Consider the following 15,654-nt stretch of genomic DNA (forward strand, 5'->3'; position numbering starts at 1 on the left):
GAGAAGGCGCTCACCTACCTCAAGCGGGTCTCGGCCGAGCTGCAGCAGACGCGGGAGAAACTGCGCGACGAGCAGAACCGGCGCACCGAACCCGTCGCCGTCATCGCCATGGCGTGTCGTCTGCCGGGAGGAGTGACCTCCCCCGAGGGCCTGTGGCGGCTGGTGTCCGACGGCGTCGACGCCGTCGGCCCCTTCCCGGCCGACCGCGGCTGGGACCTCGACGGCCTCTACGACCCCGACCCGGACGTGTCCGGTACCTCCTACGTCCGTGAGGGCGGGTTCCTCGACGACGTGGCCGGGTTCGACGCCCCGTTCTTCGGGATCTCGCCGCGCGAGGCGCTGGCGATGGACCCGCAGCAGCGGCTGCTCCTGGAGACCTCCTGGGAGACCCTGGAGCGCGCCGGGATCGACCCCACCACGCTCAAGGGCGAGAGCGTCGGCGTCTTCACCGGCGTAGCAGGCCAGGAGTACGCCCCGCGCATGGGCACCGGCTCCGAGGAGATCGAGGGGTACGTCCTCACCGGCGGCGCGGGCAGCGTCGTGTCGGGCCGGGTCGCGTACACCCTGGGCCTCGAGGGGCCCGCGGTGACGATCGACACCGCCTGCTCCTCGTCCCTCGTGGCGATCCACCTCGCAGCCCAGTCGCTGCGCTCCGGCGAGTGCACGCTCGCGCTCGCGGGCGGCGTGGCCGTGATGTCCACCCCGGGCGCCTTCGTCGAGTTCTCCCGGCAGCGCGGCCTGGCCGCGGACGGCCGCGTCAAGGCCTTCGCCGCCGGCGCGGACGGCACCGCCTGGGCCGAGGGTGTGGGCGTGCTGTTGCTGGAGCGTCTGTCGGACGCCCGTCGCAACGGCCATGAGGTGCTCGCCGTCGTGCGCGGTACGGCCGTCAACCAGGACGGTGCGTCCAACGGCCTGACCGCGCCCAACGGCCCCTCCCAGCAGCGGGTGATCCGCCAGGCCCTGGAGAACGCCCGGCTCTCGCCCGCCGACATCGACGTGGTGGAGGCGCACGGCACGGGTACGTCGCTGGGCGACCCGATCGAGGCCCAGGCCCTCCTCGCCACCTACGGGCGTTCCCGCCTGGAGGGCGCGCCGCTGTGGCTGGGCTCGCTGAAGTCCAACATCGGTCATGCGCAGGCTGCCGCGGGTGTGGCGGGTGTGATCAAGATGGTGCAGGCGATGCGGCACGGTGTGCTGCCGAAGACGCTGCATGTGGATGCTCCGTCGCCGAAGGTGGACTGGTCGGCGGGTGCGGTGGAGTTGCTGACCGAGGCGCGGGAGTGGCCGGGGGCCGACCGGCCCCGCCGTGCGGGTGTCTCGTCCTTCGGCCTCAGCGGCACCAACGCCCACGTCGTCCTCGAACAGGCCCCGGCGGAGGAGCCCGCGGAGACGGACGCCGACGGCGGCGCCGTCACGCCCCCCGTGGTCTCCGGTGCCGTGGTGCCGCTGGCCCTGTCCGGCAAGACGCCCGAGGCCCTGCGCGAGCAGGCGAGCCGGCTCGCGGCCTTCCTGGCGGACCGTCCCGAGGCCGCTCTGCCCGGCGTCGCCCTCTCCCTGACGTCGCGCACGACGTTCGACCACCGCGGTGTCGTGGTCGCCCGTGACCACGAGCAGGCGGTGGAGCGGCTGGCGGCCCTCGCCGTCGCGCCGGACACGGCGTCAGCCGCGCCCGCTGCCCAGGGTGCCGATCCTGGTGTGGTGTTTGTGTTTCCGGGTCAGGGGGCGCAGTGGGTGGGTATGGCGGTGGGGTTGTTGTCGGAGTCGGTGGTGTTTGCGGAGTGGATGGGGCGCTGTGAGGAGGCGTTGGCACCGTTTGTGGAGTGGTCTTTGGTTGATGTGTTGGGTGATGAGGAGGCGTTGGAGCGGGTTGATGTGGTGCAGCCGGTGTTGTGGGCTGTGATGGTGTCGTTGGCGGGGTTGTGGCGGTCGGTGGGTGTGGAGCCGGTTGCGGTGGTGGGTCATTCGCAGGGTGAGATTGCGGCTGCGTGTGTGGTGGGTGGGTTGTCGTTGGAGGACGGTGCGCGGGTGGTGGCGGGGCGGAGTCGGGTGATTGCGTCGTCGTTGGCCGGTGGGGGTGGGATGTTGTCGGTTGCTCTGCCGGTGGGTGTGGTGGAGGGGCGTTTGGGTGCGGGGTTGTCGGTGGCGGCGGTGAATGGTCCGTCGTCGGTGGTGGTGGCGGGTGTGGTGGGTGCGTTGGGGGAGTTGGAGGAGGAGTTGCGGGGTGAGGGGGTGCGGGTGCGTCGGGTGCCGGTGGATTACGCGTCGCATTCGGTGATGGTCGAGGGTGTTGAGGAGGAGTTGGCGGAGGTGTTGGCGGGGGTGTCGCCGGTGTCGACGTCGGAGGTGTCCAAGGCGTCTGGGGCGTCGGGTGGGGTGGAGTTTTGGTCGACGGTGTCGGGTGGGGTGGTTGATACGGGTGTTCTGGATGGTGGGTATTGGTTCCGTAATTTGCGGGAGCAGGTGCGTCTGGAGGAGGTGACGCGGGGTCTGTTGGGTGCGGGGCGTCGGGTGTTCGTGGAGATGAGTCCGCATCCGGTGTTGGGGTTTGTGGTGGCGGAGACGATGGGTGCGGTGGGCGTGGATGGCCTGGTGGTGGGGTCGTTGCGTCGTGGTGAGGGTGGGTTGGACCGTTTCTTGCGGTCGGTGGGTGAGGTGTATGCGGGGGGTGTCGATGTCGATTGGGCGGCTGCGTTCGATGCGGGGAGTGCGCGGCGGACGGAACTGCCGACGTATCCCTTCCAGCACCAGCACTACTGGCTGAAGGCGGAACGCGCCGAGGGCGACGTCTCCTCCGCCGGTCTCACGCCCACCAGGCACCCGCTGCTCGGCGCCGCAGTGGACCTGCCTGGCACCGGCGGCACGGCCTTTACCGGCCGCTGGTCGACGCGCACCCACCCCTGGCTGGCCGACCACGCCGTGTGGGGCACGGCCCTGCTGCCCGGCACCGGCTTCGTCGACCTGGTCCTCACCGCCGGCGCCGAGGTCGACTGCGGCGCCCTCGAGGAACTCGTCATCGAGGCGCCCCTCATCCTTCCCGAGGACGGCGGCATCCAGGTGCGCGTCGAACTCGCCGCACCCGACGAGTCGGGCCGCCGTGCCGTCTCCGTCCACTCCCGGCCCGAGGGCGACGAGCCCGACTGGACGCGCCACGCCACCGGCACGCTCGTCCCCGAGGACCTGGAGTCCGACGAACCCGTTCTCCCCTGGCCGCCGGCCGGCGCCACCGCCGTACCCGTCGACGTCGAGTCCGTGTACGTGGGACTGGCCGAGCGCGGCTACGAGTACGGCCCCGCCTTCCAGGGCCTGCGCGGCGTGTGGACCCGCGACGACGAGATCTTCGCCGAGGTCGCGCTGCCCGAGGAACAGCGGGAGGAAGCGGGGAACTTCTCCCTCCACCCCGCCCTGCTGGACTCCTCGCTGCACGCCCCGCTGATCTACGGCACCGGACTGCCGCGACTGCCCTTCTCCTGGAACGGCATCACCCTGTGGACCCGCGGAGCCACCCGGCTGCGGGCCCACTTCGTCCCCGCGGGCGAGGAGACCTGGCAAGTCACCGTCACCGACCAGACCGGCGCCCCGGTGGCCCGCATCGACGCCCTCATCGGCCGGCAGGTGACCCAAGAGCAGCTCGCCGGCGCCCGGCTGGCCCGCGAGTCCGGCTCCTTCCGGCTCGACAACTGGATCTACGGCACGTCCTGGCCCCCGGTCGAGGACATTGACCCGGCCGCCGCCCCCACCGGCACCTGGCTGGTCGCCGTGCCCGCCGACCACGCCGGACACCCCGCGGTCACCGCGTCCCTCACCGCCCTCGAAGGCCGCGGCGCCGACGTCGTACCGCTGTCCGCAGCGGCCGGCGGAGCCACGGACCGGGAGGCGTTCGCCGCCCTCCTCTCCGGCGCGGTCACGGACCGGGACGCCGTCACCGGCGTCCTGTCCCTGCTCGCCCTCGACGAGACCGGCCGACCCGGCCACCCCGGCGTCACCGGCGGACTCGCGGCCACGCTCGCCCTCGTCCAGGCGCTCGGCGACACCGGCATCGACGCACCGCTCTGGATCGCCACCCAGGGAGCCGTCGCCACCTCCGACACCGACCCGGTGCGCAGCGCCGACCAGGCCGCCCTCTGGGGCCTCGGCCAGGTCGCCGCGCTCGAACACCCGGGCCGCTGGGGCGGGCTCGTCGACCTCCCCGCCGACCTGGGCCAGAACACGGGCGACTTGCTCGCCGCGGTGCTCGGCGGCGGCAGCGGCGCCGAGGACCAGCTCGCCCTGCGCGCCGGCACGATCCTCACCCGCCGCCTGGAACGGACCCTGCTGTACCGGCCGCAGCCGGACGAGACATCCTGGCGGACCACCGGCACCGCACTGATCACCGGCGGCACCGGAGCGCTCGGCGGACACGCCGCCCGCCGGATGGCCGCGGCCGGCGCCGAGCACCTGGTGCTGACCAGCCGCCGTGGTCCCGACGCCCCCGGCGCCGCCGAACTGACCGCTGAACTCACCGAAGCCGGCGCCCGGGTCACCGTGGCCGCCGTCGACGTCACGGACCGGCAGACCCTCGCGGACCTGCTGGCGAAGCTCGCGGCGGACGGCGATACCGTCCGCACCGTCGTCCACGCCGCCGGCGCCAACGGCTTTGGCGCCCTGGAGGAGACGACCCTCGACGACTTCGGCGCCGTGGTGTCGGCCAAGGTGGCGGGCGCCGCCCACCTCGACGCACTCCTCGGCGACACCTCGCTGGACGCGTTCATCGTTTTCTCGTCCATCGCGGGAGTCTGGGGCAGCGGCACCCAGAGCGCCTACTCCGCGGGCAACGCCTACCTGGACGCCCTCGTCGGACGCCGGCGGGGTCAGGGCCGCGCCGCCACCGCCCTCGCCTGGGGCGCCTGGTCCGGCGGCGGCATGGTCGACGCCGCCTCGGCACCGCAACTGCGCCGCCAGGGCATCGAGACCGTACGCCCCGAACTGATGCTGACCGCCCTCGACCGCGCCCTGACCGGCGACCAGAGCGGCCTCACCGTCGCCAACATCGACTGGAAGCGGTTCCACGCGGCGTTCACCACGCCCCGGCCCTCCGCACTTCTCCAGGGCGTCCCGGAGGTCCGCCGCATCGCCGCGGCCGAGGCCCGCGCCCGGCGTGCCGACCTCGCCACGGCCGGTTCCCTGCGCGAACGACTGGCCGGACTCGAGGAAGGCGCCCAGAACGCCATCCTGCTCGATCTGGTCCGCGCCGAGACCGCCGTCGTCCTCGGCCACCAGGACACGCACGCCATCCACCCGGAACGGGCCTTCCAGGAGCTCGGCTTCGACTCGCTCACCGCCGTCGGACTTCGCAACAAGCTGTCCGCCGCCACCGGCCTGCGCCTGCCCGCCACGCTGCTCTTCGACCACCCCGCACCCGCCGTGCTCGTCGCGCACCTGCGCGAGGCCCTCGCACCCGAGAGCAGCCCCGCCATGCACCGGGCGGTCGTCGAGGTCGAGAAGCTCAGGACCACGCTCGCCTCCGTGCCCGACGACCGGGCGGTCCGCGCCCAGGTCACCGCCGCCCTGCAGGTCCTGCTGGCCAAGTGGTCGCCGGACGCCGCGGAGGACGGCCCCGACGACGACCTCGAGTCGGTCACCGACGACGAGGTCTTCGGCATCATCGACAACGAGTTCAACGAGTTCACCGCTTCCTGACGGCGCCGATCCGTCGATCCCGTCCGACCGTCGGTCCTGACCGGTTCCACCAGGCCCCGCGGATCCCGCCGCCCGCCCCGCCGTCAGAAGTCTTTCTCTAGGAGCTGACCTTCTCCATGTCCGACGACAAGAAGTACCGCGAATACCTCAACAAGGCAGTCGCCACCGCTCGTCAGGCGACCCGCCGGCTGCGCGAGGTCGAGGAGAAGGCGTGGGAGCCCATCGCCGTCGTCGGTATGGCGTGTCGTCTGCCGGGAGGAGTGACCTCCCCCGAGGGCCTGTGGCGGCTGGTGTCCGACGGCGTCGACGCCGTCGGCCCCTTCCCGGCCGACCGCGGCTGGGACCTCGACGGCCTCTACGACCCCGACCCGGACGTGTCCGGTACCTCCTACGTCCGTGAGGGCGGGTTCCTCGACGACGTGGCCGGGTTCGACGCCCCGTTCTTCGGGATCTCGCCGCGCGAGGCGCTGGCGATGGACCCGCAGCAGCGGCTGCTCCTGGAGACCTCCTGGGAGGTCTTCGAACGCGCCAACATCGACCCCACCTCCCTGCGCGGACGCAGGATCGGCTTCTACACCGGCGTCATGCACCACGACTACGCGCCGCGCGTGCGCAAGGTCCCGGAGGACCTGGAGGCGTACCTGGGACGCGGCAGCACCGGCAGCTTCGCCTCGGGCCGCGTGTCCTACACCCTGGGTATCGAAGGCCCCTCGGTCACGGTCGACACCGCCTGCTCCTCGTCTCTGGTCGCCATCCACCTCGCCGTCCAGTCCCTGCGCTCCGGCGAGTCCGAGATGGTGCTGGCCGGCGGCGCGGCCGTGATGGCCGACAGCAAGATGTTCGTCGAGTTCTCCCGGCAGCGCGGCCTCTCCCCGGACGGCCGCTGCCGCGCCTTCGCCGCCGACGCCAACGGCACTGGCTTCTCCGAGGGTGTGGGCGTGCTGTTGCTGGAGCGTCTGTCGGACGCCCGTCGCAACGGCCATGAGGTGCTCGCCGTCGTGCGCGGTACGGCCGTCAACCAGGACGGTGCGTCCAACGGCCTGACCGCGCCCAACGGCCCCTCCCAGCAGCGGGTGATCCGCCAGGCCCTGGAGAACGCCCGGCTCTCGCCCGCCGACATCGACGTGGTGGAGGCGCACGGCACGGGTACGTCGCTGGGCGACCCGATCGAGGCCCAGGCCCTCCTCGCCACCTACGGGCGTTCCCGCCTGGAGGGCGCGCCGCTGTGGCTGGGCTCGCTGAAGTCCAACATCGGTCATGCGCAGGCTGCCGCGGGTGTGGCGGGTGTGATCAAGATGGTGCAGGCGATGCGGCACGGTGTGCTGCCGAAGACGCTGCATGTGGATGCTCCGTCGCCGAAGGTGGACTGGTCGGCGGGTGCGGTGGAGTTGCTGACCGAGGCGCGGGAGTGGCCGGGGCCGACCGGCCCCGCCGTGCGGGTGTCTCGTCCTTCGGCCTCAGCGGCACCAACGCCCACGTCGTCCTCGAACAGGCCCCGGCGGAGGAGCCCGCGGAGACGGACGCCGACGGCGGCGCCGTCACGCCCCCCGTGGTCTCCGGTGCCGTGGTGCCGCTGGCCCTGTCCGGCAAGACGCCCGAGGCCCTGCGCGAGCAGGCGAGCCGGCTCGCGGCCTTCCTGGCGGACCGTCCCGAGGCCGCTCTGCCCGGCGTCGCCCTCTCCCTGACGTCGCGCACGACGTTCGACCACCGCGGTGTCGTGGTCGCCCGTGACCACGAGCAGGCGGTGGAGCGGCTGGCGGCCCTCGCCGTCGCGCCGGACACGGCGTCAGCCGCGCCCGCTGCCCAGGGTGCCGATCCTGGTGTGGTGTTTGTGTTTCCGGGTCAGGGGGCGCAGTGGGTGGGTATGGCGGTGGGGTTGTTGTCGGAGTCGGTGGTGTTTGCGGAGTGGATGGGGCGCTGTGAGGAGGCGTTGGCACCGTTTGTGGAGTGGTCTTTGGTTGATGTGTTGGGTGATGAGGAGGCGTTGGAGCGGGTTGATGTGGTGCAGCCGGTGTTGTGGGCTGTGATGGTGTCGTTGGCGGGGTTGTGGCGGTCGGTGGGTGTGGAGCCGGTTGCGGTGGTGGGTCATTCGCAGGGTGAGATTGCGGCTGCGTGTGTGGTGGGTGGGTTGTCGTTGGAGGACGGTGCGCGGGTGGTGGCGGGGCGGAGTCGGGTGATTGCGTCGTCGTTGGCCGGTGGGGGTGGGATGTTGTCGGTTGCTCTGCCGGTGGGTGTGGTGGAGGGGCGTTTGGGTGCGGGGTTGTCGGTGGCGGCGGTGAATGGTCCGTCGTCGGTGGTGGTGGCGGGTGTGGTGGGTGCGTTGGGGGAGTTGGAGGAGGAGTTGCGGGGTGAGGGGGTGCGGGTGCGTCGGGTGCCGGTGGATTACGCGTCGCATTCGGTGATGGTCGAGGGTGTTGAGGAGGAGTTGGCGGAGGTGTTGGCGGGGGTGTCGCCGGTGTCGACGTCGGAGGTGTCCAAGGCGTCTGGGGCGTCGGGTGGGGTGGAGTTTTGGTCGACGGTGTCGGGTGGGGTGGTTGATACGGGTGTTCTGGATGGTGGGTATTGGTTCCGTAATTTGCGGGAGCAGGTGCGTCTGGAGGAGGTGACGCGGGGTCTGTTGGGTGCGGGGCGTCGGGTGTTCGTGGAGATGAGTCCGCATCCGGTGTTGGGGTTTGTGGTGGCGGAGACGATGGGTGCGGTGGGCGTGGATGGCCTGGTGGTGGGGTCGTTGCGTCGTGGTGAGGGTGGGTTGGACCGTTTCTTGCGGTCGGTGGGTGAGGTGTATGCGGGGGGTGTCGATGTCGATTGGGCGGCTGCGTTCGATGCGGGGAGTGCGCGGCGGACGGAACTGCCGACGTATCCCTTCCAGCACCAGCACTACTGGCTCGACGCGACCGACGGCCCGGTCGTCGAGGCCGACCCCGTCGACGCCGCCTTCTGGGCTGCGATCGAGGCCGGCGACACCGACCTCCTCGCCGACGACCTCCAGCTCAAGGCCTCGGTGCTCGACGAGGTCCTGCCCGCGCTCGCCTCGTGGCGCCGCCGACGGCAGGACCGGTCCCGCGTCGACGGATGGCGCTACCACCTCGGCTGGGACCGCGTAGCCGCCACCGGCACCCCCTCGGGAACCCTGTCCGGCACGTGGCTCATGGTCGTCGGCACCGACAGCGGCCCGCTCGCCGAGGCCGTCGTCGCCGGTCTCGCCGAACGCGGCGCACAGCTCGTACGCGTCGAGGTCGACATCGAGAACACCGACCGGGAGGCGCTGGCCGCCGCCCTGCCCGACCAGGGCTTCTCGGGCATCGTGTCCCTCCTCGCGCTCGACAGCCGGCCGCACCCCGCCCACCCCACCTGGTCGCGCGGCACGATCGGCACCGTCACCCTCGTCCAAGCCCTCGGCGACGCCGGAGTCGAGGCACCCCTGTGGGCCCTCACGTCCGGCGGCGTCGCCGTCGGCGACCCCGCGGAACTGACCGACCTCCCCCAGCACGTCATGTGGGGCGTCGGCACCGTCCTCGCACTGGACCACCCCCGCACCTGGGGCGGCATCGTTGACCTGCCCCCCGGCCCCGGGCTGCCCGACGTGGGCACCCTCGACCTGCTGTGCACCGCGCTCTCCGGAGTCGACGACGAGGACCAGCTCGCCGTACGCGCCGACGGCCTCCACGCCCGCCGCATGCGCCGCGCCCCCCTCGACGGCGCCCCGGCCACCAAGGCCTGGACCCCGAGCGGCACCGTCCTCGTCACCGGCGGCACGGGCGGCACGGGAGCCCATGTCGCCCGTCGGCTCGCCGAGCAGGGCGCCGAGCACCTGGTGTTGACCAGCCGCCGCGGCCCCGACGCCCCCGGAGCCGGTGAACTCCGCGCCGAACTCGAATCCCACGGCGCGCAGGTCACCATCACCGCCTGCGACATCACCGACCGCGACGCCGTTGCCACCCTCCTCGACGCCGTCCCCACCGAACTGCCGCTGACCGCGGTCCTGCACCTCGCCGGCGCCTCCCAGACCGAATCGCCCCTGTCCGGTCTCACCGTCGAGCAGTTCGCCGAGATGGGTCGCGCCAAGATCGACGGCGCCCGTCACCTGGACGACCTGCTCGGCGACCGCGAACTCGACGCCTTCGTCCTCTTCTCCTCCGGCGCCACGGCCTGGGGCAGCAACGGCCTCACCTCGTACGCCGGGGCCAACGCCTACCTCGACGGCCTCGCCCACCAGCGCCATGCCCGCGGACTGACCGCCACCTCCATCGCCTGGGGCGCCTGGGACGGCGGCGGCATGGTCGACGGTTCGATGGCCGGGGAGTTCGGAAAGCTCGGCCTCTCCCTGATGGACCCCCACCTCGGCATCGCCGCACTGGAGCAGGCCGTCCAGCACGACGAGACCCACGTGGTCGTCGCCGACATCGACTGGACCCGCTTCGCCCCCACCTTCACCCTTCGCCGTCCCCGGCCCCTGCTGCGCGGCCTGCCCGAGGTCACCGAACTCCTCGCCGGCAACACGGACGACGGCCCCGCCGCCGACGCCTCGGCCCTCCGCGCCGAACTCCTGCGGCTCTCGCCCGCCGACCAGGAACAGCTCCTGGTGACCCTGGTGCGCACCGAAGCGGGAGCCGTCCTCGGCCACACCAACACCGAAGGCGTCGAGGAGGACCGGGCGTTCAAGGAGATCGGGTTCGACTCCGTCACCGCGGTCGAACTGCGCAACCGTCTCAACGCCGCCACCAGGCTGCGTCTGCCCGCCACCCTCGTCTTCGACTACCCGAACCCCAGGGTGCTGGCCGAGCTCATCCGTACGGAACTCCTCGGAGACGCCGTCACCGAGGACCGGCCCACGGCCGCCCCGCCCCCGACGCCCGTGACCGACGACCCGATCGCGATCGTCTCCATGAGCTGCCGCCTCCCCGGCGAGGTGACCTCGCCCGAGGACCTGTGGGCCCTGCTCACCGACGGCCGCGACGCGCTCATCGACTTCCCGGCCGACCGCGGCTGGGACCTCGACGGCCTTTTCTCCGACAACCCCGACGCCCGCGGCACGACCTACGTCCGCAAGGGCGGTTTCCTGCACGGTGTCGCGGACTTCGACGCTGAGTTCTTCGGCATCAATCCGCGTGAGGCGCTGGCGATGGACCCGCAGCAGCGGCTCCTCCTGGAGACCTCGTGGGAGGTCTTCGAACGGGCGGGCATCGACCCGACGTCCCTGCGGGGCAAGGACGTCGGCGTCTTCACCGGCATGGGAGCCCAGGACTACACTCCGCGGCTCGGCGGCGGCACCTCGGGCACCGAGGGCTACGCCCTGACCGGCAGCGCGGGCAGCGTCGCCTCCGGCCGCGTGTCGTACATCCTCGGCCTGGAAGGGCCCGCGCTCACCATCGACACGGCGTGTTCGTCGTCGCTGGTGGCGATGCACTCCGCGATGCAGGCCCTGCGGAACGGTGAGTGCTCGCTCGCGCTCGCCGGCGGCGCGGCCGTGATGTCCAGCCCCGGAGTCTTCGTCGAGTTCTCGCGGCAGCGCGGCCTCGCCCCTGACGGACGCTGCAAGGCCTTCGCCGACGGCGCGGACGGCACGGGCTGGGCCGAGGGCGTCGGCGTCGTCCTGCTGGAGCGTCTGTCCGACGCGCGGCGCAACGGCCACCAGGTCCTCGCCGTGGTGCGCGGCAGCGCGGTGAACCAGGACGGCGCGTCCAACGGCCTGACCGCGCCCAACGGCCCCTCGCAACAGCGGGTGATCAGGCAGGCGTTGGCGAACGCCGGTCTGTCGACGGCCGACGTGGACGCGGTGGAGGCGCACGGCACGGGTACGTCGCTGGGTGACCCGATCGAGGCACAGGCCCTCCTCGCCACCTACGGGCAGGAGCGCTCCGGCGACGACCGGCCCCTGCTGGTCGGCGCCCTCAAGTCGAACCTCGGCCACACCGGAGCGACTGCGGGTGTGGCGGGTGTGATCAAGATGGTGCAGGCGATGCGGCACGGTGTGCTGCCGAAGACGCTGCATGTGGATGCTCCGTCGCCGAAGGTGGACTGGTCGGCGGGCGCGGTGGAGTTGCTGACCGAGGCGCGCGAATGGCCCCTGCTTCCCGGCCGTCCGCGTCGGGCCGCGGTCTCCTCCTTCGGCATCAGTGGCACGAATGCGCACGTGATTTTGGAGGCGGTTCAGCGGGAGGCTCCGGAGCCGACGGTGACGGGCGGGCCGGTGCCTCTGGTCCTGTCGGGCCGGACGGCGGATGCGGTGCGTGCGCAGGCGGAGCGGCTGGCCGGTCATCTGGAGCGGCACGGCGGGCTGGGTCTGGCGGACGTGGCGTTCTCGCTGGCGACGGGGCGTGCGCACTTCGACCATCGTGCGGTGGTGGTTGCGGGTTCGGTGGAGGAGGCGCGGGAGCGTCTCGCGTCGGTGGAGCCGCAGTCGGTCGCTTCGGGGCGTCTGGGCGTGTTGTTCACGGGGCAGGGTGCGCAGCGGGTCGGTATGGGGCGTGAGCTGTATGGGGCGTTCCCGGTGTTCGCGGAGGCCTTCGACGAGGTGTGCGCGGCCGTGGACAGGACCCTTGGACGTTCGCTGAAGGACCTGGTTTTCGAGGGCGGTGACTTGCTCGACGAGACGCGTTATGCGCAGCCGGCTCTGTTCGCCCTTGAGGTGGCGTTGTTCCGGTTGGTGGAGTCGTGGGGTGTGCGGCCCGATCTGCTGGCCGGTCATTCGATCGGTGAGGTGGTGGCTGCGTTTGTGGCGGGTGTGTGGTCGTTGGAGGATGCGGCGGCTCTGGTGGTGGCGCGGGGTCGGTTGATGCAGGCTCTGCCGTCGGGTGGGGTGATGGTGGCGGTGGAGGCGTCGGAGGACGAGGTGACGCCGTTGCTGGTCGGGGGTGCGGGTATTGCGGCGGTGAACGGTGCGACGTCGGTGGTGTTGTCGGGGGCTGAGGCGGCTGTCGAGGAGGTTGTGGGTCGGTTCGAGGGTCGTCGGGTGCGGCGGCTGCGGGTGTCGCACGCGTTCCATTCCTCGCTGATGGACCCGATGCTGGACGAGTTCCGGCAGATCGTGTCCGGGCTGACCTTCCGCAAGCCTGCGATGTCTGTGGTGTCGAACCTGACGGGTGAGGTGGCGCAGCCGGAGCGGCTGTGCGATCCGGAGTACTGGGTCGAGCATGTGCGGGGCACGGTCCGTTTCCACGACGGTGTGCAGACCCTCCGGGAGCGGAAGGTCGGCACGTTCCTCGAACTCGGCCCCGACGGTGTCCTGTCCGGGATGGTCGCGGGCGACTGCGTGCCTTCCCTGCGTCGTGATGTGCCCGAGGACGGGGCGCTGATGGGCATGCTGGGTCAGCTGCACGTCCGTGGTGTCGGGGTCGACTGGGAGAAGGTGTTCTCCGGGACCGGCGCCCACCGCGTCGACCTGCCCACCTACGCCTTCCAGCACCAGCGCTACTGGCTGGCCGCCGCTGCTCCCGTTACGGACGTGTCTCTGGGCCACCCTCTGCTCAGCGCAGTGATGGCCGTGCCCGAGACCGGCGGTCTGCAGTGCACGGGACGTCTGTCGCGTACGGCACAGCCCTGGTTGGTCGAGGACTCCCAGCCGGGTACGGGCATGGTGCCCGGCGCCGCCCTGGTTGACATGGTCATCCGCGCGGGTGACGAGGTCGGCGCCGGCACACTGCGTGAGCTGACGATTGACACCCCGGTCGTGCTGCCGACCGCGGGCGCCCTGCGTGTGCAGGTCTCCGTCGGGGGCCCCGACGACGGAGGCCACCGCGCGGTCGGCGTCTACACCCGTGCCGAGCAGGGCGACGAACCCTGGACGCGGCACGCCAGCGGCACGTTGACGCCCTCCGGCGCGGTCACGGCGCCCAAGAGCGACGGGGACGTGAAGGCGGAGTACATCAAACTGGCCCTGGACGACGAACTCGCCGCCGAGGCCGACCGCTTCGGCCTGCATCCGACGCTCCTGGAGGCCGCGGCACAGGCGACCGGGCATGCGGGCCTCTCCGCGGAGTGGGGCGGAGTGACGTTGCACGCCACCGGATCCGCCGCCGTCCGCGTCCGAGTGACGCCGGTCGAGGGCGAGTCCGAGGCGTCGCGCCTGGACATCTTCGATGCCACTGACGAAGGCGCGTTGGTCGCGTCGGTGGAGTCGTTGAGGCTGCGGGCGGTTTCGGCTGAGCAGTTGAGGGTGCCTGGGGCTGGTGACTTGTTGTTCCGGGTGGAGTGGTCCGCTGTGCCGGTGGTTGAGGCTGCGGACGTCGCCGGTGAGGTTGCTGTGCTGGAGGTGGAGTCGGCTGAGCTGAGTGCGAACGAGGTGGGCCGCGTTTCCGCCGGTGTGCTGGGTGGGGTGCAGTCGTTCCTGGAGTCTCCGGGTTCGGGTCGTTTGGTGGTGGTGACGCGGGGTGCTGTGGACGTGAACGCCGGGTCGGGTGTGGTGGATCCGGTGGGGGCTGCGGTGTGGGGGCTGGTGCGGTCGGCTCAGGTGGAGAATCCGGGTCGGATTGTTCTGCTGGATGTCGCGGGTGGCGAGCCGGTGCCTGCGGGTGGAGCGCTGGCTGGTGTGCTGGGCTTGGGTGAGTCCGAGGTGGCGGTGCGGTCGGGTGAGGCGTGGGTGCCGCGCCTGGTGCGCCTGCCGGTGCGGGCTGCTGCTTCGTCTGAGCGTATGTTCCGCGCGGGTGGGACGGTGCTGGTGACGGGTGGTACCGGAACGTTGGGCGCGGTGGTGGCCCGGCATCTGGTGGCTGCTCACGGTGTGCGGAGTCTGGTGCTGACGAGCCGGCGCGGGTTGGAGGCGTCGGGCGCGGTGGAGCTGAAGGCCGAGCTGGAGGCTGCGGGCACGGCGGTGACGGTGGCGGCGTGTGACGTCGCCGATCCTGCCGCGCTGGCGGGCCTGCTGGCAGCAGTACCGGAGGACGCGCCTCTGTCGGGCGTGGTGCATACCGCGGGTGTGCTGGACGACGGCGTCTTCGGCGGGTTGACGCCGGAGCGGCTGGCGTCGGTGTTCCGTCCGAAGGTGGACGCGGCACTGGCGCTGCACGAGGCGACCCGGGACCTGGATCTTGACACGTTCGTCCTCTACTCCTCCGCGTCGGGAGTGCTCGGCGGAGCAGGTCAGGGCAATTACTCGGCGGCGAATGCCTTCCTGGACGCCTTCGCTCAGTGGCGCCGCGCCCAGGGTCTGCCGGCTGTCTCGCTGGCGTGGGGTTTGTGGGGTGAGTCCAGTGCGATGACGCGTTCGCTTGGTGCGTCGGATCAGGCGCGTATGAGCCGTGGTGGTATTCGTCCGTTGTCGGTCGAGGAGGGGATGGGGCTCTTCGATGCCGGTGTCGGGTGTGGTGAGGCGGCGTTGGCGGCGGTGAAGTTCGACTTCGCCGCCCTGACGGAGCAGGCGGCTGCGGATGAGGTGGCGTCCGTGTTGCAGGGCCTGGTCCGCAGGCCCCGGCGGACCGTCCGCACGGAAGCGGGCAACAACACCGGCGGCATGACCAAGGAGTCGCTGGCCGACAGGCTGGCCAAGATGCCGCAGGCCGAGCGGCAGCGCACGCTGCTCGACCTGGTGAGCGCCGACGCCGCGACCGTACTGAGAGGACGCCGAGGACGCGACCCCATTGCGCCGGACCGCGCCTTCAAGGACCTCGGTTTCGACTCGCTCACCGGCGTGGAGCTGCGCAACCGCCTCACGGCAGCAACGGGCTTCCAGCTTCCCGCCTCGGCGGTGTTCGACTACCCGACCCCGGCCGCTCTCGCCGACGTCCTGCTGGAGCAACTGGGCGTCTCACCGATGTCCGTGCTCGCCGAACTGGACCGGCTGGAAGCCTCGTTGAGCAGCATGACTCTGGACGAGGACGTCATGGCCCAGGCCGCCAAGCGTCTCCAAACCCTGGCGGCCCGGTGCGCGACGTCCGGTGCCCCGATGGACGACGAGGACGAATTCGACCTCGACTCCGCATCCGACGACGAGCTCTTCAGCTTCGCGGAGAACGAGCTCGGCTCCTCCTGACAGCGGCACCG

The 15,654-nt window shown here is 71.7% G+C and carries 1 protein-coding gene and 2 pseudogenes; all 3 read left to right on the forward strand.

Going from position 1 to position 15,654, the window contains the following annotated elements:
• Positions 1–9 precede the first annotated feature (9 nt).
• A pseudogene (locus tag V4Y04_RS34675) lies at positions 10–5,676 on the forward strand (type I polyketide synthase); the annotation flags it as partial.
• A 236-nt stretch (positions 5,677–5,912) separates the two neighbouring features.
• A pseudogene (locus V4Y04_RS37930) lies at positions 5,913–6,959 on the forward strand (beta-ketoacyl synthase N-terminal-like domain-containing protein); the annotation flags it as partial.
• Positions 6,960–7,084: 125 nt separating this feature from the next.
• Positions 7,085–15,643 carry an SDR family NAD(P)-dependent oxidoreductase gene (locus V4Y04_RS34680; RefSeq protein WP_443080130.1) on the forward strand — a complete coding sequence of 2,853 codons (8,559 nt, stop codon included), beginning with the start codon at positions 7,085–7,087 and terminating at the stop codon, positions 15,641–15,643.
• Positions 15,644–15,654: the final 11 nt, after the last annotated feature.

Origin of the sequence: Streptomyces sp. P9-A2, assembly GCF_036634175.1 — a bacterium.
In the GTDB taxonomy this organism is placed as follows: domain Bacteria; phylum Actinomycetota; class Actinomycetes; order Streptomycetales; family Streptomycetaceae; genus Streptomyces; species Streptomyces pratens.